Annotated in this window: 25 protein-coding genes; 9 read left to right on the top strand and 16 right to left on the bottom strand. The window is 59.0% G+C overall.

Annotated features, from left to right (window positions below; all coding sequences use genetic code 11):
- Positions 1 to 6 precede the first annotated feature (6 nt).
- Entirely contained in the window at positions 7 to 570 is a 564-nt protein-coding gene (locus ACP26L_RS07035; protein WP_426451851.1) for a hypothetical protein, read from the bottom strand.
- 72 nt (positions 571 to 642) lie between these two features.
- Positions 643 to 1,719, bottom strand: coding sequence for a metallophosphoesterase family protein (locus ACP26L_RS07030; protein WP_426451850.1), 1,077 nt, complete (start codon positions 1,717 to 1,719; stop codon positions 643 to 645).
- 276 nt (positions 1,720 to 1,995) lie between these two features.
- On the opposite strand from ACP26L_RS07030, the gene ACP26L_RS07025 reads away from it, so the two are divergent.
- Positions 1,996 to 3,048, top strand: a complete 1,053-nt coding sequence (locus tag ACP26L_RS07025) for a phosphatidylinositol-specific phospholipase C/glycerophosphodiester phosphodiesterase family protein (protein WP_426451849.1) — start codon at positions 1,996 to 1,998, stop codon at positions 3,046 to 3,048.
- A 391-nt stretch (positions 3,049 to 3,439) separates the two neighbouring features.
- A complete protein-coding gene (locus ACP26L_RS07020; protein WP_426451848.1) occupies positions 3,440 to 3,910 on the top strand; it encodes an SRPBCC family protein in 471 nt (156 codons plus the stop codon).
- A gap of 191 nt (positions 3,911 to 4,101) precedes the next feature.
- Here ACP26L_RS07020 and gerQ read toward each other — a convergent pair whose 3' ends face one another.
- The 5 genes from gerQ to ACP26L_RS06995 all read right to left on the bottom strand — a co-directional run bounded on the left by gerQ (position 4,102) and on the right by ACP26L_RS06995 (position 9,552).
- The gene (gerQ, locus tag ACP26L_RS07015) at positions 4,102 to 4,545 is read right to left on the bottom strand and encodes a spore coat protein GerQ (RefSeq protein WP_426454844.1); all 444 of its coding nucleotides are present in this window, start codon (positions 4,543 to 4,545) and stop codon (positions 4,102 to 4,104) included.
- 23 nt (positions 4,546 to 4,568) lie between these two features.
- Positions 4,569 to 4,991, bottom strand: a complete 423-nt coding sequence (locus tag ACP26L_RS07010; protein WP_426454842.1) for a cell wall hydrolase — start codon at positions 4,989 to 4,991, stop codon at positions 4,569 to 4,571.
- Positions 4,992 to 5,287: 296 nt separating this feature from the next.
- Positions 5,288 to 7,951 (bottom strand): metallophosphoesterase, encoded by a 2,664-nt coding sequence (locus ACP26L_RS07005; protein ID WP_426451847.1) that lies wholly within the window; start codon positions 7,949 to 7,951, stop codon positions 5,288 to 5,290.
- Between the two features lie 300 nt (positions 7,952 to 8,251).
- The gene (locus ACP26L_RS07000) at positions 8,252 to 8,557 is read right to left on the bottom strand and encodes a DUF5658 family protein (protein ID WP_426454841.1); all 306 of its coding nucleotides are present in this window, start codon (positions 8,555 to 8,557) and stop codon (positions 8,252 to 8,254) included.
- A 140-nt stretch (positions 8,558 to 8,697) separates the two neighbouring features.
- A complete protein-coding gene (locus ACP26L_RS06995; protein WP_426451846.1) occupies positions 8,698 to 9,552 on the bottom strand; it encodes an AraC family transcriptional regulator in 855 nt (284 codons plus the stop codon).
- Positions 9,553 to 9,737: 185 nt separating this feature from the next.
- Here ACP26L_RS06995 and ACP26L_RS06990 point away from each other — a divergent pair, with 185 nt between their 5' ends.
- The gene (locus ACP26L_RS06990) at positions 9,738 to 10,766 is read left to right on the top strand and encodes a Gfo/Idh/MocA family protein (protein ID WP_426451845.1); all 1,029 of its coding nucleotides are present in this window, start codon (positions 9,738 to 9,740) and stop codon (positions 10,764 to 10,766) included.
- A gap of 309 nt (positions 10,767 to 11,075) precedes the next feature.
- Here ACP26L_RS06990 and ACP26L_RS06985 read toward each other — a convergent pair whose 3' ends face one another.
- Together ACP26L_RS06985 and ACP26L_RS06980 are read right to left on the bottom strand one after the other, a co-directional pair.
- Positions 11,076 to 11,777 (bottom strand): YesU family protein, encoded by a 702-nt coding sequence (locus ACP26L_RS06985; protein ID WP_426451844.1) that lies wholly within the window; start codon positions 11,775 to 11,777, stop codon positions 11,076 to 11,078.
- 93 nt (positions 11,778 to 11,870) lie between these two features.
- The gene (locus ACP26L_RS06980) at positions 11,871 to 12,470 is read right to left on the bottom strand and encodes a TetR/AcrR family transcriptional regulator (RefSeq protein ID WP_426451843.1); all 600 of its coding nucleotides are present in this window, start codon (positions 12,468 to 12,470) and stop codon (positions 11,871 to 11,873) included.
- A gap of 166 nt (positions 12,471 to 12,636) precedes the next feature.
- Here ACP26L_RS06980 and ACP26L_RS06975 point away from each other — a divergent pair, with 166 nt between their 5' ends.
- Together ACP26L_RS06975 and ACP26L_RS06970 are read left to right on the top strand one after the other, a co-directional pair.
- A complete protein-coding gene (locus ACP26L_RS06975) occupies positions 12,637 to 13,065 on the top strand; it encodes a VOC family protein (RefSeq protein ID WP_426451842.1) in 429 nt (142 codons plus the stop codon).
- A 3-nt stretch (positions 13,066 to 13,068) separates the two neighbouring features.
- Positions 13,069 to 13,410, top strand: coding sequence for a DUF1801 domain-containing protein (locus ACP26L_RS06970; protein ID WP_426451841.1), 342 nt, complete (start codon positions 13,069 to 13,071; stop codon positions 13,408 to 13,410).
- Positions 13,411 to 13,481: 71 nt separating this feature from the next.
- Here the strand turns inward: ACP26L_RS06970 and ACP26L_RS06965 are convergent, their stop codons facing one another.
- From ACP26L_RS06965 to ACP26L_RS06940, 6 genes are all read right to left on the bottom strand, one after another.
- Positions 13,482 to 13,661: a hypothetical protein gene (locus ACP26L_RS06965; protein ID WP_426451840.1), complete on the bottom strand. Its 180-nt coding sequence runs from the start codon at positions 13,659 to 13,661 to the stop codon at positions 13,482 to 13,484.
- A 78-nt stretch (positions 13,662 to 13,739) separates the two neighbouring features.
- The gene (locus ACP26L_RS06960) at positions 13,740 to 14,024 is read right to left on the bottom strand and encodes a hypothetical protein (protein ID WP_426451839.1); all 285 of its coding nucleotides are present in this window, start codon (positions 14,022 to 14,024) and stop codon (positions 13,740 to 13,742) included.
- A gap of 281 nt (positions 14,025 to 14,305) precedes the next feature.
- Positions 14,306 to 15,280 carry a galactofuranose ABC transporter, permease protein YjfF gene (yjfF, locus tag ACP26L_RS06955; protein WP_426451838.1) on the bottom strand — a complete coding sequence of 325 codons (975 nt, stop codon included), beginning with the start codon at positions 15,278 to 15,280 and terminating at the stop codon, positions 14,306 to 14,308.
- Positions 15,280 to 16,296, bottom strand: a complete 1,017-nt coding sequence (locus ACP26L_RS06950; protein WP_426451837.1) for an ABC transporter permease — start codon at positions 16,294 to 16,296, stop codon at positions 15,280 to 15,282. Before ACP26L_RS06950 ends, yjfF begins: the two co-directional genes overlap by 1 nt.
- A gap of 5 nt (positions 16,297 to 16,301) precedes the next feature.
- Entirely contained in the window at positions 16,302 to 17,789 is a 1,488-nt protein-coding gene (locus tag ACP26L_RS06945; protein WP_426451836.1) for a sugar ABC transporter ATP-binding protein, read from the bottom strand.
- 264 nt (positions 17,790 to 18,053) lie between these two features.
- Complete coding sequence (locus ACP26L_RS06940) at positions 18,054 to 19,103, bottom strand: ABC transporter substrate-binding protein (protein WP_426451835.1); 1,050 nt, start codon at positions 19,101 to 19,103, stop codon at positions 18,054 to 18,056.
- A gap of 280 nt (positions 19,104 to 19,383) precedes the next feature.
- Here ACP26L_RS06940 and ACP26L_RS06935 point away from each other — a divergent pair, with 280 nt between their 5' ends.
- From ACP26L_RS06935 to ACP26L_RS06925, 3 genes are read left to right on the top strand one after another with little or no spacing between them, the layout of a single operon-like run.
- On the top strand, positions 19,384 to 21,183 hold the full coding sequence (locus tag ACP26L_RS06935) for a cache domain-containing sensor histidine kinase (protein WP_426451834.1): 1,800 nt from the start codon (positions 19,384 to 19,386) through the stop codon (positions 21,181 to 21,183).
- A gap of 7 nt (positions 21,184 to 21,190) precedes the next feature.
- Positions 21,191 to 22,825, top strand: a complete 1,635-nt coding sequence (locus ACP26L_RS06930) for a response regulator (RefSeq protein WP_426451833.1) — start codon at positions 21,191 to 21,193, stop codon at positions 22,823 to 22,825.
- Positions 22,809 to 23,795 (top strand): substrate-binding domain-containing protein, encoded by a 987-nt coding sequence (locus ACP26L_RS06925; protein WP_426451832.1) that lies wholly within the window; start codon positions 22,809 to 22,811, stop codon positions 23,793 to 23,795. Before ACP26L_RS06930 ends, ACP26L_RS06925 begins: the two co-directional genes overlap by 17 nt.
- Before the next feature lie 106 nt (positions 23,796 to 23,901).
- Here the strand turns inward: ACP26L_RS06925 and ACP26L_RS06920 are convergent, their stop codons facing one another.
- Positions 23,902 to 24,219: a hypothetical protein gene (locus ACP26L_RS06920; RefSeq protein ID WP_426451831.1), complete on the bottom strand. Its 318-nt coding sequence runs from the start codon at positions 24,217 to 24,219 to the stop codon at positions 23,902 to 23,904.
- Between the two features lie 277 nt (positions 24,220 to 24,496).
- On the opposite strand from ACP26L_RS06920, the gene ACP26L_RS06915 reads away from it, so the two are divergent.
- Complete coding sequence (locus tag ACP26L_RS06915; protein WP_426451830.1) at positions 24,497 to 26,143, top strand: hypothetical protein; 1,647 nt, start codon at positions 24,497 to 24,499, stop codon at positions 26,141 to 26,143.
- Positions 26,144 to 26,229: the final 86 nt, after the last annotated feature.

Below are 26,229 nucleotides of genomic sequence, written 5' to 3'. Positions count from 1 at the left end.
GGCTCCTTACACCGGCCTCCACTTCACCAGGATCAGCCCAAAGGCGAAACCCACCAACATGCACAGCCACAGCAGGGTCAGCAGGATCCCTATCACGAACCGTACCCCCTCGGAAGGGGTTCGGCCGCCGCCCAAGCGGTGCAGAATGACCTGGGCCGCAGCTCCGCAGGGCAGCGTCATCAGCGACACGAATTCCTTATATTCCATTACGACCCAATGCCCCGCCGGCAGATGGAGCTTGAACCATTCCGAAGCCCCCTCCGGCCCTTGGTATCCGATATAGAGCCAATTGGCCGTAATCAAGGTGAGCAGCGTGAGCCCATTCGTCATCCCGAGCCTGCGCGCCAGCCGGCTCCTGCCCGCTCCCCGGCCTCTGGCATAATCGTAGAACGCATGCCATGTATACGTTGCCACAAGCATGGTCAGCGAAGCGGCCAGCCCATGGAGCATCCCTGCCGTCCGGTGCATACCCGGACCGAGCAGTGTCGCCGCGGGCACGAGCAGGAACAGCACCACTGCGGCCGCCCCCTGCGCCATGGCGAGATCTCGAAACGGCGGCTGCATTTTCATATCCTCCTGCTCCCCTTCCCCTCATAGACTTGTCAGCCGCTGCCGGCTGACCGCGCCGCGAGGCGCATAGTCCTACCGCTCGACAGCAAAAGAATCGATCCGATTCTGCTGCAGATCGTAGGCCTGGAACTGCGCCCGGCTTCCGTCCACGTCGACCACCATATAATGGTAGCTTGCTTTGGGGCCGACGACGATTCCCTTGTTCTCCTTATTGCCTGTATACAGAGGGGCCCCCGCTCCGCCGATCGTCAGCTGGTAGATCTCCTGACGGAACGTGTACCCGCTGCCGCTGAACGAAGCGTCCACCTTGCGCCGGTTATAGTTATGCTCATGCCCGACGAGCACAGCCGTCACCCGGTAGCGGTCGAGCAGCGCCCACAGCTTGTCCCGCGAGGCGGGAGCCGCATCCAGTGAGCTGCCGAGGTGGGCGCCGACGGGATAAGCCGGCACATGGAACTGCACGAAACGGTGCTTATCCGGGGCGCCCTTCAGCTGCTCCTCCAGCCACGCAAGCTGCGCATCGTCGATGACATAGTCACCATCCTCATTCGTCCGGTTGGAGTTCAGCGTAATGAATCGCGCGTTAACGTGATCGAACGCATATACGGTCCGTCCGTAGCCCTGCAGCCCATTCTGCGGAAGGTAAGAGAACGCCTGGCTGAAGATCTTCTCGTCGTTCTCGTGATTGCCGAGCGCGGGATAGATGGAGGTCACCGGCATATAATCATCTGCGATGTTCTTCCAGCTCGCCAGCTGCTTGGCCACTGTCGAGCCTCCCGTAACCTGGTCACCGGTGAACAAGATGAAGTCCGGTGCCGGCTTCAGCTCCTTCACCTTCCCGAGCAGGGCCCGCAGCGTAGCTTCGTTCGTCCCGTTCGAGGAGCCCCGACTGTCTCCCATCACCACAAAACGAAACTTGCCGGCCGCAACCGGAACCATGCCGGACGTCTCTTCCGCGGGATTACCGGCTGGAGCTCCCACCGCTCCGGAGGACGGGGCGGCAGGAGCGCCCGCCGTTCCGGGTGCGGCGCTCTGCTTTCCCCAGCCGCACCCGGTCAGGAGCAGCGCTGCCGCAAGCAGCAGCCCAGTGCCCCGCCGCAGGGCCCCGCTGCCCCCCAGCACCCGCCTGCTTGTCCGTTTGACCATCATCCAACCCCTCGCTTCCCGATCCCAAAAAGTGGTCCTATTATATGTCATTTTTTACCCCAAAGTCCAGCGCAGGCATTCACCCAATTTTCACAAGTTTCGACGAATTTGTAAGGATCTTGTCACAAATGTGGGTAAGTAGTTAGAAAGCAACCCCACCAAAATCCTCGAGGAGTCAGAACCCTATGGTATGGTATAGGTATAGGTATAGGAATAGGAATAGGAATAGGAGTAGCACCTAAAGAGAGAACACAATACTTAAGAGAGGCGGAGATGGTTATGAACCGCATACTGAAAAAAGCAGCATCGATGCTTCTGGCCGGCGCCTGTTTGTTCACGCTGCATGCTCAGGGAACATCGGCCGCCGAACCGACCCAGCCCGATTGGACCAAGTACTCCCTGATCGCCCATGCTATGGGCGGTATTGATGGAGTCGACTATACGAACAGTCTGGAAGCCTTCAAGGAGAACTACGCCAAAGGACAGCGTGTTTTCGAGGCCGATTTCTCCCTGACGGAAGACGGACAGCTTGCGGCGCGGCACGATTGGCTCCCCTACCTGGCGGATAAGTTCAAGCAGGATATCCCGAAGGACAAATTGGATACCCCGCTGACGATGGCCGAGTTTAAGAGCTATCCGATCCTGCGCAAATACACACCTCTGTCCATCGAGGATGTGGCGTATCTGCTGAAGCTCTATCCGGATGTATATCTGATCACTGATACGAAGGAAACCGATCCCCGGACCGTGCAGCAGCAGTTCACGCTGATCCGCGATGCGGTGAATAAGGTGGATCCGAAGCTGGTCGACCGTATCGTTCCCGAGCTCTATTCCCCCTCGATGATCCAGCAGGTGAGAAGCATCATTCCCTTCCCGAACTACATCTACTCCCTGTACCTCTCGGAGCTGACGCCGGAGGAGATTACGGAGTATGTGACAACCCACGGCATCCGCGTCGTGGCCATGCCTACGGAGCGTGCCACACCCGAGTTCATCGCCGCTCTTAAGGAAGCAGGAGCCGTCGCCTACGTCCACTCCCTGAACAAGCCGGATGAAGTGAAGGAGTACCTGGACATGGGGGTCAACGGGGTGTATACGGACTTCCTGACCTACAGCGACATCGGAGCGACGACGGCCCCGCTGGCCGACTCCCAGCCTGGTGAAGTAAGGCAGGCAAGCTTCACCGCTGAAGCTCCAGCCCCTGAGGCCGGTACTGCCGTACAGGAACCGCTGGAAGAGGACAATCCGGCGGAAGGCAACGTCCTGGACACCTTCATCAAGCTGATCAGCGAGATTTTCGTTCCGGTGCAAGAGGGCGATCTTCAGCCGTAAAACAGCAGGAGCAACACACAAAATGGGGCAGCACTCAAGCCCCTGCGCACACGACGCAAAACGGCCGCCTGTCCCGAACAAGGGATGGGCGGCTTTTTGCTGCTTGCCACGGCGTAGAGCCGGGTGCCCGCCGTCACGCCCTCGGCTCCGCACCAGATTCCCGCCGCACCGCTCTCGGCTTATACCCGAGTCCAGGCGTCCCACTCTCAACCTCTTACCCGATTCCCGCCCGCATCGTCATCCGCCCTGCAGCCTGCTCCTCTTTCGCATCCTCCTGTCCATCGCCCATATGGCCCTATGGTTTGACCTACATCATCCCGGGGGTGAACATAAATCAGGACCCAGCCTCACATCATAAGTAATAGTAAATCCACGGTAAAGGATGAATCCATTGGCAGACGTTCAAACCGAGATTACCATTCATCGTCCCTTGGAAGAAGTATCGGCCTATACCGCCGACCCGGACCATGCCCCCGAGTGGTATGTCAATATTCATTCCGCCGAATGGCGAACCCCCCGGGCCATCTCGGTGGGGGCGCAAATCGCCTTTAAAGCCAGATTCCTCGGGCGCGAGCTCTCCTATGTGTATGAAATCGTGGAATACCTCCCCGGACAGAAGCTTGTGATGCGTACGGCGGACGGGCCTTTTCCTATGGAGACCACGTACGAGTGGGAGGCGCTGGATAGCTGTACGACGCGAATGAAGCTGCGCAACCGGGGCAACCCGGCCGGCTTTTCGAAATTCCTGGCTCCACTGATGGAGCCAGCGATGAAGAGAGCCAACAGCAAGGATCTGGCCCAGGTTAAGGCCATCCTCGAAGGAGCGCAGCCCTCTCCAGAGAAGCATCCCAGGCAGGGATAACCAAGGGAATTTGAACTCGATGGAATGCGCTGTGCGATGGCCTGCCATTCGGTTGTACCCCGTCCCGGCAAAATACATTTCTGAGCAATGCCTGTATAGGAGAAGAGCAGTCCATTAGACAAAGAAAAAAAAGATCGATCCATTCGCCGGATCGATCCTTTGGGTATGCCGATTTTTTTCGTTCTACAAACTCACACCGACGAAACCAAGGGGACTTTAGGCTGCTGCGGAAGCGGATAGACCACTTCTTCATCGAATTCCACCCAATCCAAATTGGCCATCAGCAGCAGGTAACGTTTCCCCTTTGGGTCGCTGATGATGAGGTGGTCACGGCCGGCCGTTTCGATGCGACCGCGGTACACTCTGGCATTCCACTGGTCGTTCCCTTGGTAAGTGAAGTAGAATGTAGCGACCTTGCCTTTGTTGAAGCGAAGGATATTTTCGATAAAGGATTCTTCCACTACACCCCCCGGAAACTGCTGCCCAGTCCCCATCGGGACTACGGGTTGGGCAAACGAGGGACCCGAATGCATAGTCGCAGGGAAACCTTGAGCGACACTATTGCGCATGGTGGAATCTGGTTGAAAACCGGAATAAGCATTCGCCGGATAAACACTGTAGTACCCACAAGTCATGAGAAGGTTCAGCTCCTTATTCATTATCGATAAAACTCTGGACAATAACCCGGTACACCGACATAGAAACAATGATTTTTGTGTGCAAAAACGAATTGGGTCATGGGGGATCTAGGCATCGTGGGAGAGCAAGGAACCCGGTATCTCTTTCCCGGGCTCGGGTTAAAAAACCACAAACTCATTCTGGCCCGGGGATCCCTATAACCATGCAGCAAATTTCTAGCTCTCTGGAGGTCGCCTTCTCTGGGACGTTGTGTATACAATGTTCCATTTAAGACAGGCTCGAAGTGAGGAATTGCCGTTCCAGGTATGGTTTGATAGATCGCATGTTTAATTTCACGCAAATTTCTAAAGTCAGGAGCACAATCAGCCTCTACCCGGTTGGCCACTACTGTGCCCACCATGTTCATTCCTTGGACTCCTTCGCCAATCGCTTCGGCCAGCATGAGCCTCGCTAATTCCTCCACGTCACGTGATGTATGTTTGATTCGTCTTCCCAACTCACTCCCCCCTCTCGTTCTTATACAGGTAGCATATTGTAAAAGAGCTCTTTAGGTAACTTGCCTATAGCCCATTTTTACCGGAGAATGGAACGGGTTGTCACCTATTACTCGAAGCCGGAAGGGGGACGCCGCGAATTGCCTATGGCGCGTACCCCGCTTGATCAAACTTGTCATCATAACAAACAAGCAGGCGGGTCCCCGGGATCCACCTGCTTGTTGTTTGTTATGCCCTCCGCTTCCTACTTCGCCTCGAACGTCCAGACATCCGACCGGCTGACGCCGCCGAACTCGTCCTTCGCCGCCGCATACCACGCATACACGGAGCCCGGCGCAAGTCCCGAGTACGGCACCTCGGACCGGCTGCCGCTCGGCACCCGGTCCGCTTCGCCGATGAGCTCGTCCGTGCGGGCGTAGACGCCGATATAATCGGTCGCCACCCGCTTGTCGATCGGCTTCAGCTTCAGCGGCAGCTCCAGCTCATCAAGCTCCGGCTTGAAGAAATTCCACTTGTTCAGATAGGGCGAGAACGTATTGACGAGCAGCCGCTCCCGCTCCAGATCGAACTGGAGGAAACGCATGAAGCCCTGGCCGCCCTCGGGCCCGTTCTGGTAATCGCTGAGCATCTCAAGCACGGTGCGGCCGCCGACCTTTTTCACATTATGGGCCGCTCCCGGATTGTGTCCCCCGAGCACCATCACCACATTGGGGTTCGGCAGGACGAGCTTATCCCAGATCGTCTGGCCCTGCCCGAAATAATGCTTGTTCGGTTTCAGGTACTCGTGAACGGCAATGATCGCGTTGCGGTCCGCATACTTCTTCAGCACGCCGTTCGCCCAGTCGAAGCTCTTCTGGTCGATCAGCCAGCCCAGGTATACGATGACGAAGTCATGCCCCTTGACGCTGACGAGATCATAGTGGTCCCGGTTGTTATCGAGGTCCGCCCCGAAGGTCGGCTGAGGCCGGAAGCGGTCCACGCCGAAGTACTTCCAGTACTCGTCGTACTCCCCGCCATAGGACACGTCATGATTTCCGGCAAGCACGCCGTAAGGGATCTTCGCCTCGTCAAGGATCTTCATGGAAGCCGAAGCGTTCTCCCACTCCTTCCTGCTGTTCCAGTTGTTGACGATATCGCCAGTGTGGATCAGGTAGCCGAACTTTCTCTTCGTCCAGTTGTCCACCGTCCAGCGGGTCATGACGTCGTAGATCTTCGGATACGTCTCCGAATAATACTGGGTATCGCTCATCCACACGAAGGCAAAATCATATTCGCCCGGCGTCGGAATCCGGTCCTGCACCAGCACCTCCACGCGGCCCTCCCTCATCATCTCGGCCGGTACGACCCTTCCGCGGAGCGTGAAGTCCTCGGTGCCCTGGCCCGAGTCCGCCTCCTCCCAGACCGACTTGGCGTAATTCCACAGGTAGAGCGTTACGCGCCGGTCCGGCAGCGAATGCCCCTTCCATACGACTTCGGTATCTACAGGGAGCTGCTCCCCCACCTCGAAGGAAAAACGATGATAAGGAAACCGATCCTTATGATCCGTCACGAGATACGCACCATCCGGTGCGGCCGCAAGACGGCGCTGCGCTTCCGTCAGCTCGGTCTCGCCCGCCGGCTCCCTCTCGAGCGGCGGCTCCCGGTCCGCCGAATGCAGGAAAGCCGTGTGCCGTCCCCCCGGCTGGCCAAGGTCGAACCGCCGTGCTTTGTAGAATCCCACATGCAGCGGGTCCTTCGCCGCGTCTCCCACTTGCACGCTGAGGCGGGCCGTCCCTCCCGTAACCGCCGCCTTGTCTGCCGGTGACGGCGCCGAAGGCGGATAGGGCATCTCATCCTGCACCAGGAAGGAGACGGCCGTCTCCTTCTCATTGCCGGCCTTGTCCGATGCCGTGACGACCAGCTTATGCTCGCCTACGGGCAGTCCCCCGGTCTCCAGCACCGAAGGCACCTCGATGACCTGGCCGTCCAGCTTCGCCACCAGCGAAGGCTTCTCCTCCGTCCCCTCATCGGCTGCCTGTACGGCGACGCTGACCTTATTCTTGTATACCCGGCCTTCGACGGGGGATACAACCTGCACGCTCGGCGGGGTGTTATCCACCCGGACGTTCACCTTCCGGCGCGGACCGAAGCCGAAATTCCTTGCGGCCCGCAGCTCGACCTCGTGAATACCCTCCGCCGCCTCCTCCGTGTTCCATACGTGATAGACTGTGCGGTATTTTTCTTCCTTGACGGTAAAATGCAGGGTCTTCTCCAGCGGCTCCTCCTCGGGCTTCTTGGGCGCGGGGACGCCTACGGTGTATACCGCCGAAGTGCGGTAGTCCGGATCCTCCAGCAGCGTGCCGTCCGCCAGCGTGAAGGTCAGTCCCCGGAACTTCCACGCGTCCCGTTCACCGCCGGCCTCCTCGGGGGCCCCCTTGCCTCCCGAGCGGAGCGTAATTTCGTTCACCCCGGTGCGAAGAGCCGATCCGGGGATGGAGACCTTGACCGGGGCGAATCCTTCCGCCGTGTCTTCCAGGGTATGTACGAGACGCCCGTTCACCCAGATGCTGCTCCGGTACCCCTCCGCCCCCTGCAGGCCCTGTGCCTCGAATGACAGCACCGCGTCCTGCTTCATCACCGGCGTGACCGGCACTTCTTCCCCGTCTATCTTCAAGCGCGGAAGCGCCTTCGTGTCAGGTGCGGTGGCCAGGATGATTTTGGCCCCCTGCGCGGTCTCTCCCTCATCCAGGGAGAGGACATACCCGTCTGAAGCGTCAGACTGAAAAGGCCATGCCCCGCTCCGCAGCTGCTGCCAGGCCGCGCCGGCCAGCAGGACCAGAACGAGCACCAGAGCGGCCATCCACAGCCGCCGCTTTCCCCCTGTTCCCGGGCCTCGTTCGGGATGGGATTTCGGCTCCGTCTTCGCCATGAATACGCCTCCTTCCAGTGATTCCCGAGCTTGTCTACTCTTTATAATACCACGGCAGCCCCGCTCCCTAACGCGGCTATGCCCGGAAACTCGGCGGCGTTAGGCGGGTACGCGCGCTGCCGGTCCGCGGCAAAGCAAAACAAAGCCCCGGCGTGTATGCCGGGGCGGGATTCACCGCAGTAAGGCGGCTCGCCGATTGCTTCCTTCATGCTGGCAGCAGGGCTATCAGCCGATGGGAAAGGAAGCGGTGTTGAATGAGGACTACACCTGGCTCCATGAACACCGCCCGGCCTTCCCTCTTCAGGTGAAGGTCATCAGCAGGAAAGCGGAGAACCAGAACGAGTGAAGTACAAGCACCCCGGCGTATACCACGGCCGGCACGATCAGCAGACGCTGGATATAAGCCCGCCGCACGTTTCTCATCAGCAGGAAGAGCAGCAGCGGCAGCCCGATCTTGACTCCATAGAATAAGAGATAAGCATGATCATATAAAAAACGCATCAGGGGATTGGCCTCTTCGATCATATTGGCCTGCAGTCCGAAATCGGTCATGAAGGCATCGGCCGCGCCGGCCGCTACGAGGAAGATCATCAGCCATCGGGTCATCACCGGCTCTCGCTCCTTTGCAAAACCATCTGAGATATTGATACGAATCGTATCCTTATACATATTGTATCATATCTTCCGCAAAGATTCATCCCAAAATGCAGCCGCGGGAGACCGGGCCGGCGGAAGGGACGAATCCCTTATTTCCGCCGTGCCGATGGGGAGGAACGCTTCACCTTTTTGAACACCCGGTCGAAGTAGTTGATGCTGCCGAAGCCCACGCGCTCCGCGATCTCCGTCACCGGCAGGTCGGTCGAGCGCAGCAGCTCCTCCGCCTTGTTCACCCGGCGCTCGTTCACGAAGGAGACGAAGGTCTGCCCGGTCGCCCGCTTGAAGAGCTTGCAGAAGTGGTAAGGGCTCAGGCTCACCAGCCGGGCGGCCTCGTCGACGGTGATCCGGCAGCCGTAGTGGGCGTCGATGTAATCGAACAGCGGCATGAACCGCTTCACCGTACGTTCGTCGGGACGGCCCACCTCTGTTTCGCTTAGAAGTCCGTGCCGGGCCAGCACCGTAAGCAGCAGGGCGAGCAGACTCTTCGTCCCCGCCTCGTAGGCGGTCTGCTTCATGGAGCACTCCTCGATGAGCCCTTCCAGGTATCGGCGCACGGCAGGGTAAGCTTCGTCTCCCGGGCTCACCTTGGGCGGGAACGACCACCTTCCCTCGCGCAGCGGAAGCGTTATCTCCCGGTAGTGGGGGTCGTCGATCTGCTCGAAGAGGGCCGGGTCATAGACGACAGCGTAATATTCCACCGGCTCGGCGTGCCGCAGGCTGTATCCTTCGTGAAGCTCCCCGCCGTTCACGAACAGGATATCGCCGGGCCCCGCCTGATGGCGCTGCTGACCGATCCGGAAGACAGCCTCCCCCCGGGTCACATAGATCATCTCGTAATGCTCGTGCCAGTGCAGGCCGAGTGCACGGCGGTTTAAGAACACATTCACCGGGAAGGCGGCCGGGTCAATCAGTACGGTTTTCTCATGAAGCTGCAGGTCATTCATTGGCGTCTCTCCTGTGGGTGGTCCGGCACCCGATCTTCCGCCATCCCAACCCTTTTATCGCAAAATCGTACAACAAGTGCACAAGATCAAGTAGAGATTCCCGGCACGGTTTGCGGTTATCATAGGAGTATCATACCCGATCGCAAGCGCTTCATAAAGCGCGGCGGCTTAAAGGAGGCGGGACTGTGTCCCCTTATCGCATTATTGTAGCCGGGTGCGGCGCCATGGCCAAAACCTGGGTACGATACGCCCTGGAACGGCAGGACGCCGAGATCGTGGCGCTCGTGGACCTCTTCGAGGAGAGTGCACGCCGGATGGCCGAGGAATTCGGGCTTACCTGCCCCCTCTATACGGATATCACACAGGCTTTGCAGCAGACGGACGCTAACCTGGTCTTCGACGTCACGATCCCGGCCAGCCGGGTTCAGGTGGTCTCGGCCGCACTGCGTCACGGCTGCCATGTCATGAGCGAAAAGCCGATGGGCAGCACGATGGAGGAAGCGCGGGCTATGGCCCGGTTAGCGGATGAGCACGGCCTGCAGTACGCCGTGATGCAGAACCGGCGGTACCTGAAGGATATCCGCGACTTCCGTTCGCTGCTTGCGAACGACACCATCGGGCGCCCGGGCTTCGTGAACGCCGACTTCTTCCTCGGCCCGCACTTCGGCGGCTTCCGGGATGCGATGGAGAGCCCGCTCGTGCTCGACATGGCGATCCACACGTTCGACCAGGCGCGCTTCCTGACCGGCGCGCACGCCCTGTCCGTGTACTCTCACGAGTTCAACCCTCCGGGCTCATGGTACCAAGGGAATGCGGCGGCCATCTGCATCTTCGAGATGTCGGACGGCTCGGTCTTCTGCTACCGCGGCTCGTGGTGTGCCGAAGGAGCTCCGACTTCGTGGGAGGCCGACTGGCGCATCACCGGCGAGCGCGGCACCGGCCTGTGGGACGGCCGGTCTGCCCCTTACTGCGAGGTCATCGAGCCTGCGGAGGCGCAGCCGTTCCTGAACACCTACCGCCGCGTCGAGCCTAGGGAAAGCTGGAAGGGACGCGAGCACCACTTCGGCTGCCTCGACGAGATGTTCCTCGCTCTGGCGGAGGGACGCCCGGCCGAGACCGCCAGCAGCGACAACCTGCACAGCATGGCGATGGTCTTCGGCGCACTCGAAAGCGCGGCCAAAGGGCAGAAGATTCTGCTGGACACCAACCGGTAGGTTAGCATACAGCGGACAGCGGACTGCTGACAGATGACCGCTCCGTACAAAGGCAGCACGGCCGATGCCTTGTTCCAACTTGGCCGACATGCCTTGACAATGCCTTGACAAGATATACAGTTCTTATAACAAAGGCCGGTATCCAGCAGCATGCTGGATACCGGCCTTTGCCCTCTGCTTGGGAACGGGGCAATTCCGCCGGCTGCCCCCAGCCTTCCCGCTTTGCGGTTCGGAATTCAGACCGCTTGTCCTGAAGCAGGGATCGCCCCGGTCTTGGGGGTCGGCGCGGCTGCCTGCCCTGTCCAAGGATTATCCCTCTATCGGCTCAAGCGCATACACTTCCAGGTTCGCATAGTCCGCGATGAGCGGCACGAGCTGACGGAAGCCAATACGGCCGGGACCGAGCACCGGGCCCAGCGTCTCCCCGTCGTCGATCCAGTTCAGCACGGGCAGGCCCTGGATCATGAAGCGGATGTCGCCGCCCGCCTTCACGAGCTCGATCCGGTACGTGCCCTGCACCTCGGCGACGCCGGGAATCGGGTCCGCTCCCTGGGCGACCAGGTGCATGCCCCGGCTCTTGCGCAGGTTGCAGACATGCAGCGCCCGCTCGTCCGGCAGCGCCCGGCGGAAGTAGGCGATATGATAGGCGTTGATATCCCCGCTGTGGTATTGGTTGTACGGACCGCTGCGCAGTGCCAGCGAGGGATCGAAGAGATCTTCGCCCTGCGCTCCCGCCGCCGCGAAGAACAGCATGCAGAGCCCCGGCTCGCGGATCGGGCGGAAGTCCCACCGGACGACGAAGAAGTCCGGGAATTCCACCGGGCACCACAGCACGAAGTTGGCGTTCTGACCCGCAGACGGATCGAGCCGGCTTTCCATCCGCATCATCCCGTTCGGGAACGAGAGCACCCCCGGCCCTTCCATCCGGAAGCCCTCCACATCCGCCGGGCTCTCCAGCTTATTGGCATAGAGCAGTTCCCCCTGCCTGTACCGGTTCAAACCGATGTCCATCTGTTTCTCCTCCTCAGCTTTTGTCCATATCTCCCCATCCCCCACCTTACACCTTCGCCGGCCTGCCTTCAATACGACTTTCTTGCAGCCGCCTCAGGAATCCATCTTGAACATCCGTTCGCTGATCAACCGGAGAAACTGCCCCCATTTCTCTTGGAACTCGGGCTCCTCGGGGGTATGACCCGTAATCATTCGTGTCACATTGCCGTAGAGGAGCGGATAGACCGTCAGGCTGGACATCATCAGCGTGATCAGCGCAGGGTCCAGCTCCAGAGGGACGAGTCCTTGGGCCTGCTTGGACCTCATATCCTCGTTATAGGACTGCAGCATTTTGTGCCTCAGCTCTTCGCCATTAACGTTCTCAGGCAGCACATCAATGGCTTCCCAGGCGGTAAATTTCAAGAACTCCAGCAAATGCTCCTGATTGACCTTGAGCCGGAATGCCGCGATGTCGACGGGACTTTCCGGCAGCTTAAAATTCCCAGACGGGAGCGAGGTGAGAAAGTCTTCTATCGTCTCGTTGATGAGCTGATCCTTCCCCTTAAAGTAGTGGTAGATCAATTGTTTATTAATCCCGGCGCGCTTCGCTATCGATTCAATCCGGGCTCCCGTGTACCCCTTCTCGAAAAACTCTTCCCTCGCGGCCTGGAGGATTAGGCTTCGTGTACGCTCGGCATTGCGGATTTCACCCAATTGCTTTCACCATCCTTGTGTTACCAATACCTACAGCCTAGTGATATGGAAAGGTAAAGTCAAGAATGCAACTTAACAAAAGGAAAGTTGTAACTTGACAAGTGGTAAGTTAGATTTTATGCTTCTTCATGACAACCTAATTTATCTATAGGAGAGGCTGATGGACATGGGAGCACAGTTAACCCCTTTTTTGATGTCGGAGGATGCAAGGACGCAGGCGGAATTTTATAAAAGCGCTTTAGGCGGAGAGATCCGGTCGCTCACGACCTTCGGTCAAGTCCCCGGAACGCCCGAGGCTGCCAAGGATAAAGTCATGTACATGGAATTGGCACTGGCCGGGTCCAATACGCTGATGATGTCAGACTCCTTCGAGCCGCTGGTCCCCGGCAGCCCACTCTCCCTCTCCTTAACCTATGACAGCGAAGCGGAAGCGAGAGAAGCCTTCGCCAACCTGCAGCAGGGCGGCCAGATGAAGTACCCGTTCGAGCTGCAGCCATGGGGCGCCTATTTCGGTGAGGTGGTAGACCGCTATGGTGTTCTGTGGCAGATCCTGAAGCCTGTCCAACAGCCTGCCTATGCTGAACAGGAGGGATGAGGAATGAGCCAGGAAGTCATGGAATATATCGGCGCCGTACAAGCTCCATGGCAGGCTGAGCTTTGCGTTCAGCTTCGGGATGCGGTCCACGGAGCAATCCCCGGCGTACAGGAGCGGATGCAGTACAAGAAGCCGCATTTCCTGAGGAACGGCAAATATGCCGCTGTCATCTCCGTGGCCAAGGATACGGTCAGCTTCACGATTTTTAATGCCGCTGCCCTTGATCTGCCGGAAGGCCTCTTCGAGGGACCTCCCGAACGGAAGACCATCAAGCTGCGCCAGAACCACACGGCTGATCTGAATCAGCTGTCTTCCTGGGTGCGTGAGGCCGCCGGGACGCTATAATGAGTTTCAGATAGAAGCGTAAACAAAAAGCCCATTCCCTAGGGAAGATGGGCTTTTGGGCGGCTCCAGCCTTATTTGATCAGCATCCTCAATAACAATTCGACAGCCTTCACATCATCTCGATCATGAAAACCCAAAGTAATCAAAATCACGATGAACACGAGAATCAAGGCTGCTGCACCCGCTGCTCTGCCATAGCGTTCTTTAATAACAATGGTTGCGGCCCCACACCCGATAACTAAAACATACATAAGAACTTTCAAAAACGTTTCTATAAGAAACAACCTCTGGATAGACTCATCATTCCATTTTAGCATCGCTCCCGGTTTTTAATAAGCCCTTGAAGCGGAAAGAAGATCCCCCTCACGCTCAAGATAACGCAGCATGGTTTCAATGTCTTCAACTTCATAACTTCTCACAATAATCAAGTGCGGAATATGTATCCCTGGTGGATTTATATCAGGTCGCGAAAGGTTATTGTGCAGTCTTTCGGGTGTGTATACAATACTCCACCTTTTGCTGCCGTCCTCTAAGAACAGAGTAATCTCCACCCAATTCCATTCCTCTCGAGAACCACTGATCTTGTCATCAAATTTCCAGCTAATCAACTTCATAGTTCACCTGTCCCCGATCACGCCGGCAGCCTCTTCTTAGGCTGAGATTATAGAGCTGCAACTTCCATCATCCTTTCTTTTGACCTTTGTAATTATAGCGACCGTGGAAGCCTCTACATAAGTGAACGATTTGTGAAAGATGTGATAAAAAACACAGGCTGCGGTTAAGCATCCTGCAGTACCGAGTACCATTACATCCTAACGAAAAAGGACAGCCCCCACACAGGAAGCTGCCCTGAAACATGATACATGCTATAGCTTGCACGGCTTACGGCATTATCCTAAGCCGCCTTCGCCTTGCGGGAGACGAGCACCCGCTGCAGCAGGATGAAGAGGAACAACAGGACTCCAATCGCAATCTTCGTCCACCAGGAGCTCAACGTTCCTTCGAACATGATGATCGTCTGGATGATGCCCTGGATCAGCACGCCGAACAGGGTGCCGGCGATGTAGCCGACGCCGCCGGTCAGCAGCGTGCCGCCGATGACGACGGCTGCGATCGTGTCGAGCTCCAGGCCTACCGCGTGCAGGCCGTAGCCCGAGAGCATGTAGAACGTAAACACGACACCGGCCATCGCGGAGCAGAACCCGCTGAACGTGTAGACCAGGATCTTCGTGCGGCCGACGGGCAGGCCCATCAGGAGGGCGGAAGCTTCACTGCCGCCGATCGCGTAGGTGTTGCGGCCGAACTTGGTGTAGTGCGCGAGATATATCGCGAGGCCTACGACCAAGAGGGCGAGCACCACCGAGATCGAGACGTAGTTGCCGCCCGGCAGCGGGACTTTGGCCTGCGAGATGGCGGTGTAGGTCTCGTTGGTGATCGTGATCGTCTCGATCGAGATCACGTAGCAGAGACCGCGGGCCAGGAACATGCCGGCCAGGGTCACGATGAACGGCTGGATCTGGTACTCGTGGATGATATAACCCATGACCCATCCGAACAACGAGCCGATCACGAGCACGAGCGGGATCACGACCAGCGGCGACCAGCCGTGATGCTCGACCAGGCTCGCGGAGATCATCGTCGTGAGGGCGATGACCGAACCTACGGAGAGGTCGATGCCTCCGGAGATGATGACGAAGGTCATGCCGACCGCCGTAATGATCAGGAAAGCATTGTCGATGAGCAGATTCAGGAACACCTGCGCCGAGAAGAATCCGGTATAGTGGGCCGACGCCGCCAGGAACATCAGGCAGAACAGCACCATAGTGACGAGCGCCGGGACGAACTGGCTTCCGATTCGCAGCTTGGACATTATGCGGTTACCTCCTTCTTCGAAGGCACCTTGCCTGCGGCCTTGTCCTTCTTCCATTTTTTGCGGAACTGCTCGGAGCCGATGAGGCATACCAGCAGGACGACGACCGCCTTGACGACGAGCGTGATCTCCGGCGGTACGCCGAGCGAGTAGATCGTCGTGGTCAGCGTCTGGATGATCATCGCTCCGATGACGGTGCCTGCGAGATAGAACCGGCCGCCGTTCAGCGACGTGCCGCCTATGACGACCGCGAGGATCGCGTCGAGCTCATACCAGAGGCCTGCGTTGTTGCCGTCGGCGCTGGAGACGTTGGAGCTGAGGATCAGCCCGGCGATCCCGGCGCAGAGGCCGCAGAACATATACACGAGGAACACCACGAAGGTCGAACGGATCCCCGCCAGGCGGCTCGCCTCCGGATTGCAGCCGACCGATTCGATGAACAGGCCGATCGCCGTGCGGCGGGTCAGCAGGGCGGACACGAGCAGGACGAAGGCCACGATGAAGATCGAGAAAGGCAGACCGGCCAAATACCCGGCCCCGATGAAAGAGTACGGCTTCGACGAGATCGTAATGATCTGTCCGTCGGTCACCAGCTGGGCGATCCCCCGGCCGGCCACCATCAGGATCAGGGTCGCGACGATCGGCTGGATGCCGATCCCGCCGACCAGCAGTCCGTTCCAGAGGCCGGAGACGACCGACACGAGCAGAGCGGCCCCCAGGGCCATCCACACGACACTTAGGGAAGAAGCATCCTCGCTCTTTGAGATCGTCAGGCAGGCCAGGGCGCCGGAGATGGCGATGACCGAGCCGACCGACAGGTCGATCCCTTTGGTGGCTATGACGAGCGTCATGCCGACCGCCACCAGAATCAGCGGAGCGGCACGGTTCAGAATGTCGATCAGGCTCCCGAACAGATGCCCGTCGACCATCGTGATCGAGAAGAAATCAGGCTTATGGATTACATTGATAAGCAGCAGAACGGCCAGCGTAACGAGCGGCCAAGTTAGTCGTTTCATTCGTGTCACCCCCCGGCTATGGCCTGCATGATATGCTGTTGACTGATATCCTCGTTGACGATCTCCGTCACCTTGTGACGGTCCCGCAGCACGGCGATCTTATGGCTGACCCGGAGCACTTCCTCGAGCTCCGAGGAGATGAAAACGATCGACATCCCCTTCTCGCAGAGCGAGAGAATCAGCTTCTGGATCTCCGTCTTCGCCCCGATATCGATCCCTCGTGTCGGCTCATCGAGGATGAGCAGCTTCGGATCGGTGAGCAGCCAGCGGGCGAGCAGCACCTTCTGCTGGTTGCCTCCGCTGAGGTTCTTCACGAGATGCTCCGGGTTCGGCGGGTTGATGTTCAGCTTGCGGATATACTCATCAGCGATCTCATCCTGCCTTTTGCGGGAGATATACTTGAATGAACCCATCGAAGCCTGCAGGGCCAGGATGATATTCTCACGGACCGTGAGGTCCGGAATGATGCCCTCGGTCTTGCGGTTCTCGGAGCAAAAAGCCACCCCGCTGTCGATCGCCTGCCTCGGGGACGACATCGGCACCCGCTTATCGCCGATGCGGATCTCGCCCTGGTCGGGCTTGTCGGCACCGAACAGGAGGCGTGCCGCCTCCGACCGCCCCGAGCCGAGCAGGCCGGCCAGCGAGACGACTTCGCCTTCCTTGACCTCCAGGTCAAACGGCTGGATCGATCCCCTGCGGCCTGTGCCGCTCGCCTGCAGCAGCGTCCTGCGCTCCGCCTGCCGCTTCGCGCCGGCTCCCTCAGTCTTCGGCAGGGACTCCAGCGCCCCGAGGTCCTTGCCGATCATTTTGGCGACAAGCTCAATCCGTGGCAGATCCTTCGTGAGGTATTCGCCGACGAATTCGCCGCCCCGCAGGATCGTGATCCGGTCGGTAATCTCGTAGACCTGATCGAGGAAGTGGGTTACGAAGAGGATCGCCAGCCCCTCGGACTTCAGCTTGCGCATCACCGTGAACAGTTCTTTGACCTCATTCGTATCCAGGGAAGACGTCGGCTCGTCGAGGATCAATACCTTGGCGTCGATGAGCAGGGAGCGCGCAATCGCCACCATCTGCTGCACCGCCACGGAATAGTGATTGAGCGGCTTCGTGACGTCGATCTTCACATTCAAGCGGTCCATAAGCCCGGCGGCACGACGGTTCGCTTCCTTCCAGTCGATGCGTCCCCAGCGCTTCGGCTCGCGGCCGATGAGGATGTTCTCCGCCACCGACAGGTTCGGACACAGATTCACCTCCTGGTAAACCGTGGAAATCCCGAGCCGCTGCGCTTCCAGCGGGCCGCCTACCGTGATTCCCTGCCCCTCCAGGGTAACCGTGCCGCCGTCAATCGGGTGAACCCCGGTCAGCACCTTGATCAAGGTGGATTTGCCGGCGCCGTTCTCTCCCATGAGCGCATGGACCTCACCGGGGAACAGCCGCAGCCGGGCTCCTGACAGCGCCTTGACGCCGGGGAAGCTTTTGACGATATCTTTCATTTCCAGAGTTGGAACAGATGCAGGTGCACCAGCTGTACTCATTATGGTCTTCTCTCCCTTCCGTTCCGGTTCGTGCCGGTGATCTGAATCTCCGCCCGATTCTCTCTCTTTTCTTCTATACAGGCTGCCCTTCAGCCATGGAATGCCCAGGGGGAAAAGCCGCTTACGGCGGCACGGTCTTGTCACCGAAGCAAGCGGCTTTCCTCTGACGTCACGTACGCTGGACCTCCCGGCCCTTTTTTACACCTTCCATCCGTACAAACCTTAGTACTTCCGGTTAGGCAGCTCTTTCTCGGCGGTTTCCTGCGGGAACACGCCTTCCTTCGTGACGATCCGCTTCGGCAGCGACTTGCCGGCTACGACGTCTTTGGCCGCCTGCATCAGCTGAGGCCCGAGGAGCGGATTGCACTCGACGACCACGTTGATCTTGCCGTCCTTCATAGCCACGAACGCGTCTTTGATGCCGTCGACGGAGATGATCAGGATGTCCTTGCCCGGCTTCAGGCCGAACTCTTCGATCGCCTGGATGGCGCCGAGCGCCATATCGTCGTTATGCGCATAGACCACGTGAATCGGCTTGTTCTCGGATTTGGAGGACTTCAGGAACGCCTCCATGACTTCCTTGCCCTTCGTGCGGGTGAAGTCGCCAGTCTGGGACTTGACGATCTTCAGGTTCGCATTTTCCTTGATGACTTCCTCGAAGCCCTTCTTGCGGTCGATCGCCGGAGCGGAGCCCGTCGTGCCCTGCAGCTCCACGATGTTCATCGGCTCCTTGGCGTCCTTCGCCTTGTCCACGAGCCATTTGCCTGCCTTGCGGCCCTCTTCCACGAAGTCCGATCCGATGAAGGAGACGTAGAGCGAGGTGTCCTTGACGTCAACGGCACGGTCGGTCAGGATGACCGGAATGCCCGCATCCTTCGCTTCTTTCAGCACGGTCTCCCAGCCGGATTCCACGACAGGGGAGAAGGCGATGACATCCACCTTCTGGGCGATGTAGGAGCGAATCGCCTTAATCTGGTTCTCCTGCTTCTGCTGCGCGTCGGAGAATTTCAGCTCGACGCCGGCTTCCTTGGCGGATTCCTGGATCGACTTGGTGTTGGCCGTTCTCCAGCCGCTCTCCGCACCAACCTGGGCGAAGCCCATCGTGATCTTCTTATCTCCGTCCTTCTGAGCGGTGGACGTATTCGTCTCTGCGGCCGCCCCTCCCTTCGCATCTCCGGCTGCCGGCTTCGAGCCGCCGCCTCCGCAGGCTGCGGTAAGCATCAGGACCGCCGACATCATCAGAACGGCGCCCGTTTTGGCGAAATGTTTCATGGATAAATCCTCTCCCCTTGTCTGCAGTCACCAGTTCGTTGTGGTGTAGGCTTATTATAAAACGCTTTCTTCCGCCAAGGAATGGAATCTCTCTTGCGTTTCTTTCAATATTTTGAGTTCCTGCGGCGCCTGCTCTCCGATTTGTTGGAATTCCTTATGCCGTTTGTATAAATTTTTTCGGAGCCTTCTCCGGGCCGTGGCTAACCCCCTGCAAATTTGGTATGATGAAGACAATTAAATTGAAACCGTATACATTTAAAATGAAGAAGGTTGCCCGCCCATGATTCTAGTCCAGCGCATTACCTCCAGCCTGAGGGCCAAGCTGCTTACCATCTTCGTGCTGCTTACCATGATCCCCCTGATCGGGGAAGGACTCATCTCTTATATGAAGTCTTACCAGACCGTATCCGAGCACAGCACCGCGGCGAATGCTCTGATAGCGGAAGGCCTGCGCCGCGACATTGATATTTTGTTCCAGGATACGACAAGCTTCCTGCAGATCCGCAAGAGTCCGCCCGTGCTCCGCTTCCTCACCACCCAGAGCGAGACGTATGAGGACGCCAAGGAAATTCTGCACACCTTCGAGCTCTACCGGGAGACCTACAAGCTCGGGGAGCAGATCGTCAACATCTCGATGGTGAACACGTACGGCAAGGGCATCTCGGAGAAAAAAGGGGTGTTTCAGATGGACGCCGATCCGCTGAAAAACCCTCACTTCCTGACGCTGCTGAACAATCCGGAGCAGACGCTGATCATCCCGCCCCAGGCAGCTAGGCCCGAGGACCGGATCGACGGCTCGGATTATGAGGGACGCCGGGTCATCTCCATCGCCAAGGCGGTGACCCAGCGCGTGACGCATGAGATCATCGGCTTCATCCTCATTGATCTGGATGACCGGACGGTCGAGAATTTCTGCGATACGACCCTGATCGGGGATACCGGTTTCTTCTATGTCGTCGACGAGCAGGGCAATCCGATCTTCCTGCCCTCCCGTGTGGAAGGCATCGATCCTGCGGCCCTGGCCTATGCGCCGGATACCGCGAAGGGCACCCGGATCGACCGCTCGGGAAGCAGCCCGCTGTTCTATGTGCATACCCGCTCCGAGATGACCGGGTGGAGCATCGTCGGCCGGGCCCCTCTGAAGGAGATTATGCGGGATGCCGACGAGATCAAGAGCCTGACCCTGTATTCGCTGCTCTTCAATATCCTGTTCACCGTCTCCCTGTACTTCTTCCTGACGAACCGGCTGATCCGCCCCGTCCAGTATCTCAAGAACAAGATGCGCCAGGCGGCCTCGGGCAACCTGGATGCGAAGGTCCGCAATACCGGCACCGACGAGATCGCGGACCTCGGGCGTTCCTTCAATATTATGCTCGGCCAGATCAAGCAGCTGCTGGAGCGGAGCCTGCGGGAGCAGGAGCAGATCAAGAAGGCGGAGCTGCGGACGCTGCAGGCGCAGATCAACCCGCATTTTCTCTACAACACGCTTGAGTCGATCATGTGGATGGCCGAGACGCGCAAGCACGACGAAGTGATTGCCCTGGTCAAGGCGCTCTCGCAGTTTTTCCGCATCACACTCAGCAAGGGCCGCGACCAGATTCATATCCGGAGCGAGCTTGATCATATAGAGAACTATCTGGTGATCCAGCGGATGCGCTACCGCGATATTCTCGACTACGAAGTCGAGCTTCCCGAGGAGCTGAACCCCTATCCCATCGTCAAAATGTCCCTGCAGCCGCTTGTCGAGAACGCCCTCTACCACGGCATCAAGAACAAGCGCGGCCGCGGCCTGATCCGGATCACCGGCGGCTTCACACCGGAGGGCGACATCCGCATCGACGTGCATGATAACGGCGCGGGTATTCCCGAGGCCAAGCTGGCGCAGCTGCAGGAGCAGCTTGCTCACGGCCCCGGCGCGGCGGCCCTGGAGGCGGATACGGCGTCCTCGGGCGGGTTCGGACTGCTCAATGTCCACCAGCGCATCCGGATGCACTACGGCGACCCTTACGGCGTCAGCATTGAAAGCGAATACGGCGAAGGCTCCTGCATCTCGGTGCGGATTCCCGCCGCTTGGAGGTAAAGACCCGATGAAGAAAGTTTTTCTGGTGGACGATGAGATTGTGATCCGCGAGGGGATCCGGGACCGCATTGCCTGGAACGAGGAAGGCTTCGAATACTGCGGTGATGCGCCTGATGGGGAGCTGGCCCTGCCCCTGATCGAAGAAACGAAGCCGGACATCGTCATTACCGACATCAAGATGCCGTTCATGGACGGCCTGGAGCTCAGCCGCATCATCCGGGAACGGTTTCCTTCCATCAAGATCATCATCCTGAGCGGCCATGACGAGTTCGAGTATGCCCGCGAAGCTCTGCGGACCGGGGTGACCGAATACTGCCTGAAGCCGGTCTCCTCCGCCGACCTCATGAAGCTGCTGCAGGACGTGAGCGCCCTCATCGACCAGGAGGAGCGGGAGCGCGAAGAGATGGAGCGCCTGAAACGGCGTGTCGACGACGGGGTCCGGCACAGCCGGGAGAAGCTGCTCAGCGACCTGTGCAGTGGCCTCGTCACCACCTCGGAGGCGATGCAGACGGCGGCGAAGCTGCAGCTGAACCTCGTCTCGAAGTGCTACGCTGTCGTGCTCAGCGAGCAGGAGGGTCCGGCCGATGCCCCGGAGGCCGGGGAGGTCTGCCGGAGGCTCGAGGAGCTGATGCACGGCCGGTTCGGCGAGAGCGCCTCCTATCTCTCCTTCAAGCGCAGCAAGAAGGAGACGGTCTGGATTCTCCAAGGCGACAGCGCCGCCCAGCTGCAGGGTCTGGAGGAGAAGCTGCTGAAGCCGCTGGCCGAGGAGGCGCGGTCCGCGCTGTCAAGCCGCGTCCGCTTCGGGCTCGGGAGCATCAAGGACCGGCTGCAGGGGCTGTACCCCTCCTTCCAGGAAGCGGAGGAGAGCCTGAAGCGCCAGCATCTCCCCGGCAGCCTCCCCGGCCCCGGGGGCGACTGGCAGGAGGCCGGCGAGGCGGGCGGCCCGCTCCGCTACCTGGACCGCAGCCCGCTGATCCGCTTCCTGAAGCTCGGGTCTCCGGCGGATCTGCCCGCCTTCGTCCGGGAGTATGCCTCCTGTCTGGCCGACTGGGACGGCAGCCGTTCCTTCTATTATTACTACCTGCTCCACGACATGACCGCGACCGTCTCCCAGCTTGCCAAGGAAAGCTATCCGGAGCACGAGCGGATCGAAGACATGCTCCAAACGCTGCAGAGCCAGGTCGGTCTTATTCAGCGGGCGGATGAGGCCTACCGCTATCTTGAGGGCATGATCGGCGCCTTCCTTCAGGTACGGGACGGTAACGCCGACAAGTACAGCGGGCTGATCCGCCGGGTGAAGGACTACATGCATGCGAACTACGGCCAATCCGAGCTGTCTCTCCAGCATATCGCCGAGCATGTGAGCATGAGCCCGAGCTACATCTCCTCGGTGTTCAGCAGCGAGACCGGGCAGACGATTACGGAATACCTGACCGGCCTCCGGATCGGCAAGGCGATGGAGCTGCTGCGCTGCACGCATGCCAAATCGTATGAGATTGCGTATCAGGTGGGCTATCAGGATTCCCATTACTTCTCGAACCTGTTCAAAAAGTCGACGGGCATGACCACCAGGGAGTTCCGCAGGAACCAGGCCGCAGCCGGCCCGCATGAGGGGGAGGAACGGCATGCCGCTCTCTCGTAAGCTCGGCCTCCTCCTGTTCCTGGTTGCCGGCATGACCCTCGTGCTCGTGTCCTGCCGGGAGCTGTGGCCCTGGCCGGGTGAATCGCCGCTGGCCCCGCCAGCCGAGCGGACTGTGGAGGCCAGCGAGCCTAAGACCTTCGCCGTCATCTACCCGATGAGCCATCCTTACTTCGAGTGGATCACGGAGAGTACGGAGGCGGCTGCCAAGGAGATGGGCGTCAAGCTGCTGGTAAAGGCACCGGATGAAGCCCACCTGGAGCAGCAGATCCGCATGCTCGAGATGACCATCAGGCAGAAGGTCGACGGCATCGCGATCGACCCCGTCGATGCCGAGACTCTGTCGCCTTACATCGACAAAGCCGTCGAGGCCGGCATTCCCGTCGTCTGCTTTGACTCGGATGCGCCGCTCAGCCGCCGGGCCGCCTTCATCGGCAGCGACAATACGCTGGCCGGCCAGCAGATGGGTGCGCTCATCGACAAGATGCTGAAGGGCCGCGGCATGATCTTCATCGGTGTCGGGATGGAGAGCATGCTGAGCCAGCAGCAGCGGCTGCACGGCCTGCTCGATTACCTGCATTCGCGCACGGGGATCCAGGTGCTCGAGATCCGCGCCAATGAAGGCTCCGAGGACCTCGCCGTCAGTCAGCTCGAAGAGATGATCGAGGCGCATCCGCATTTCGACGCCTTCATCGGTCTCGACTCGGTCTCGGGGCCGGCATCGATCCTGGTGTGGAAGGCCATGGGGCTGCACCAGACGGCGGTGACCTTCGATCTCATGCCGAAGATCATCGAAGGCATCAAGAACGGCCAGGTGTCCGCTGCGCTGTCCCGGCAGGAGCATACCTGGGGACGCCTGATCGTGAAGCGTCTGCTCGAGGCAAGCCAGGGAGTGCCCGTTCCCGAGTTCGAGGAAACGGATACCGTCGTCGTCTCCCCGGAGAACGTCCGGGAGACCGACGGATGGCGGTAGATGGCACAGCCCGGCATCTCCTGTGAAGGAAGGTGCCGGGCTGAAGTCCGTTGCGATGAAGGGCAGCGGCCTGCCGCTCTTTGATATGCCGGGTATACCTCCCCTCCTACTGAAGAAGGAACGAGTCGTTCCGGTGCCACCGGCCTCCTTCATCCATGCTGCGGTAGTAGAGGACGGCCGCGCGCAACGCCCCCTTCGCCGCCTCTTCCGCCGAATCGAACGAATTCACCGCCGAGACCTTCGGGTCGGCTGCGTCCGCCCCGCGGTACGTGTGGCTGGTTTCATAGAAATAATGCCCGCTCGCATTCCGGCAGATCCGGATGCCGATCTCCTGCCCGTCCACCCGGGCTTTCAGGCTTTGTACGATCTCGTGGACGGATTGGATATCCGCATGAAGCTCCTCCAGCTCCTTTAAATTCACCATGTCGGGCCTCCTGTCTCCTGTTCGGTAAGATAACGGCTGCAATTCACATGCAAGGTGATCTTTCATTTCTGCGAACGATGCCTTCCTGACGGCGGTACTCCCTGTTTCCCATAAGGATGCCCAGCATGCCCTGCTTTATCCACTTCTCCTTCGGCTGCCCGTGCCACACACTCTCTCCCACCTAAACCCTTTTTTAGCAACAAAAGAGCAGCCAAACACGTATGTGTCTTAGGAGAATGGTTCCCTGATTCCCTATACCGCTTACGGAGGTCTCTTCATGACATTTCTTACCGGCCTGCTCAATAACCGGCTGCAAAGACTGCTCACTGTGATCATGCTGGTCGCCGGGCTTACCTGGCTCTATCTCTGGTGGAGGATTCTCGACCATACGCTCAGCGCTTACTTCCAGGCGGGCGGCTTCTGGCTCGGCCTGCTGCTGTTCCTCTCCGGTCTCGTTCCGGGCCCTAACGGCTCCGGCAAAACCGGACGTCTCGAATTCACGGCGGGAGCCCTCTTGATGCTCCTGTGGCTGTTCCTGGCGTTCGTCTACGGCATCACCACGGCCGACGACAAATTCCAGGCCGCGAAGGCCGAGGTACGCGACGCGAAGATGGAGCAGATCGATATCAAGCACATTCCTTCGGTCCCCAAGGCGTTCGCCAAGTACAAGGGCGACAAGATGCTTGGCCAGGTGCCGAACTTCAGCTACTACCAGATGGGCGATTACAGTATCCAGAAGATCGACAACGAGCTCGTCTGGGTCGCTCCCATCGAGTACAACGGCTTCTTCAAGGCGCTGAGTGCGAAGGCTGTCACCGCTTATGTCAAGATCTCGGCAGAGGATGAGAACGCCCCCGCCGAGCTGCTCTCCGGCTATTCCATGAAGTATGTGCCGAGCGGTTATTTCTCAGGCAATATTTACAGGCACATCCGTGCCGACTATCCCGCCGCGGTGCTGTATGAAGCCTCCTTCGAGCCCAAGGACGACGGAACGCCCGTCTATGTCGTGCCTTACGGACACTATGAGAAGTTCCGGAACGTGCCGTTCGTCGACGGCGTATTCCTCGTGGACCCGGAGTCGGGAACGATTGAACAGTACAGCACCGATCAGGTTCCCGCCTTCGTCGATCAAGTAATCCCAACCTACATCGCGGATACCTACAACACGTACTTCGGCAAGTACAAGCACGGCTTCCTGAACTCCATCATCGGCAAAAAAGACCTGCACATGCCCACCACCTGGGAAGAAGGCGACGAAGTGGTCGCTGTCTTCGACCAGGAAGGGAACATGTCGTGGTTTACCGACCACACGACTCTGGATGAGACCTCGAAATCCCTCGTCGGATATTCGCTCATCAACGCCCGGTCCGGGAAGTTCACTTACTATGGAGGCCAAACCGTCTCCTCCAGCGGCCTGGCCAACGGCAGCGCAGCCATCAGCAGCGTCAACAAGACCTTCATCAAAGATCAGTGGACCGGCACCTCTCCCACGCTGTACAACATCTACGGCGAGGATACCTGGTTCGTCCCCGTGATTGACGGCAACGGGCTGCTGCGCGAGCTGGCTCTCGTCAATGCGAAGAATCCGCAGATTCTCGCCCATCATAAGAACAAGGCGTCCGCTTTCGCCTCCTACAAGAATCTCCTGGTCTCATTCGGCTCCGGACAGATGGACCCCACGAGCACCGCGCAGCAGAAGGAAACCCAAGGCCGGATCGTCCGCGTCTCCTTTGTCTCCGAGGGAGCAGACCTGCGCGTCAAGTGGATGATGGAGAACTCGGACAAAGTGTTCGTCGTCCTGGAATCGCAGTACCCGTACGCCGGCTTCCTTCAGGCGGGAGACCAGGTGCAGGTACAGTATGTGGATACCGAGGAGCTGGTCGTTACAGCAAGCAAGGTCGTGAACCTGACGGTGAACAAATAAGCGCTGCCTTTGACGCGTCAAGTCGGTTTTCTACCTGAGCCCTGTGGGCGCAGCCCTGCTCTAAGCAAAAACCAGCGGCATCCCTT

The organism is Paenibacillus sp. S-38, assembly GCF_049942825.1.
Lineage (GTDB): Bacteria > Bacillota > Bacilli > Paenibacillales > NBRC-103111 > Paenibacillus_G.
This window is presented reverse-complemented; position numbering and strand designations above follow the sequence as displayed.

What these genes read in the sequence shown, in the direction of transcription:
- ACP26L_RS07035 (WP_426451851.1), bottom strand. Translation starts at nt 570, where the DNA reads ATGAAAATGCAGCCGCCGTTTCGAGATCTCGCCATGGCGCAGGGGGCG.
- ACP26L_RS07030 (WP_426451850.1), bottom strand. Translation starts at nt 1,719, where the DNA reads ATGATGGTCAAACGGACAAGCAGGCGGGTGCTGGGGGGCAGCGGGGCC.
- ACP26L_RS07025 (WP_426451849.1), top strand. Translation starts at nt 1,996, where the DNA reads ATGAACCGCATACTGAAAAAAGCAGCATCGATGCTTCTGGCCGGCGCC.
- gerQ (WP_426454844.1), bottom strand. Translation starts at nt 4,545, where the DNA reads ATGACTTGTGGGTACTACAGTGTTTATCCGGCGAATGCTTATTCCGGT.
- ACP26L_RS07010 (WP_426454842.1), bottom strand. Translation starts at nt 4,991, where the DNA reads ATGCTGGCCGAAGCGATTGGCGAAGGAGTCCAAGGAATGAACATGGTG.
- ACP26L_RS07005 (WP_426451847.1), bottom strand. Translation starts at nt 7,951, where the DNA reads ATGGCGAAGACGGAGCCGAAATCCCATCCCGAACGAGGCCCGGGAACA.
- ACP26L_RS07000 (WP_426454841.1), bottom strand. Translation starts at nt 8,557, where the DNA reads ATGACCCGATGGCTGATGATCTTCCTCGTAGCGGCCGGCGCGGCCGAT.
- ACP26L_RS06995 (WP_426451846.1), bottom strand. Translation starts at nt 9,552, where the DNA reads ATGAATGACCTGCAGCTTCATGAGAAAACCGTACTGATTGACCCGGCC.
- ACP26L_RS06985 (WP_426451844.1), bottom strand. Translation starts at nt 11,777, where the DNA reads ATGGACATCGGTTTGAACCGGTACAGGCAGGGGGAACTGCTCTATGCC.
- ACP26L_RS06975 (WP_426451842.1), top strand. Translation starts at nt 12,637, where the DNA reads ATGGGAGCACAGTTAACCCCTTTTTTGATGTCGGAGGATGCAAGGACG.
- ACP26L_RS06970 (WP_426451841.1), top strand. Translation starts at nt 13,069, where the DNA reads ATGAGCCAGGAAGTCATGGAATATATCGGCGCCGTACAAGCTCCATGG.
- ACP26L_RS06965 (WP_426451840.1), bottom strand. Translation starts at nt 13,661, where the DNA reads ATGTATGTTTTAGTTATCGGGTGTGGGGCCGCAACCATTGTTATTAAA.
- ACP26L_RS06960 (WP_426451839.1), bottom strand. Translation starts at nt 14,024, where the DNA reads ATGAAGTTGATTAGCTGGAAATTTGATGACAAGATCAGTGGTTCTCGA.
- yjfF (WP_426451838.1), bottom strand. Translation starts at nt 15,280, where the DNA reads ATGTCCAAGCTGCGAATCGGAAGCCAGTTCGTCCCGGCGCTCGTCACT.
- ACP26L_RS06950 (WP_426451837.1), bottom strand. Translation starts at nt 16,296, where the DNA reads ATGAAACGACTAACTTGGCCGCTCGTTACGCTGGCCGTTCTGCTGCTT.
- ACP26L_RS06945 (WP_426451836.1), bottom strand. Translation starts at nt 17,789, where the DNA reads ATGAAAGATATCGTCAAAAGCTTCCCCGGCGTCAAGGCGCTGTCAGGA.
- ACP26L_RS06940 (WP_426451835.1), bottom strand. Translation starts at nt 19,103, where the DNA reads ATGAAACATTTCGCCAAAACGGGCGCCGTTCTGATGATGTCGGCGGTC.
- ACP26L_RS06935 (WP_426451834.1), top strand. Translation starts at nt 19,384, where the DNA reads ATGATTCTAGTCCAGCGCATTACCTCCAGCCTGAGGGCCAAGCTGCTT.
- ACP26L_RS06930 (WP_426451833.1), top strand. Translation starts at nt 21,191, where the DNA reads ATGAAGAAAGTTTTTCTGGTGGACGATGAGATTGTGATCCGCGAGGGG.
- ACP26L_RS06925 (WP_426451832.1), top strand. Translation starts at nt 22,809, where the DNA reads ATGCCGCTCTCTCGTAAGCTCGGCCTCCTCCTGTTCCTGGTTGCCGGC.
- ACP26L_RS06920 (WP_426451831.1), bottom strand. Translation starts at nt 24,219, where the DNA reads ATGGTGAATTTAAAGGAGCTGGAGGAGCTTCATGCGGATATCCAATCC.
- ACP26L_RS06915 (WP_426451830.1), top strand. Translation starts at nt 24,497, where the DNA reads ATGACATTTCTTACCGGCCTGCTCAATAACCGGCTGCAAAGACTGCTC.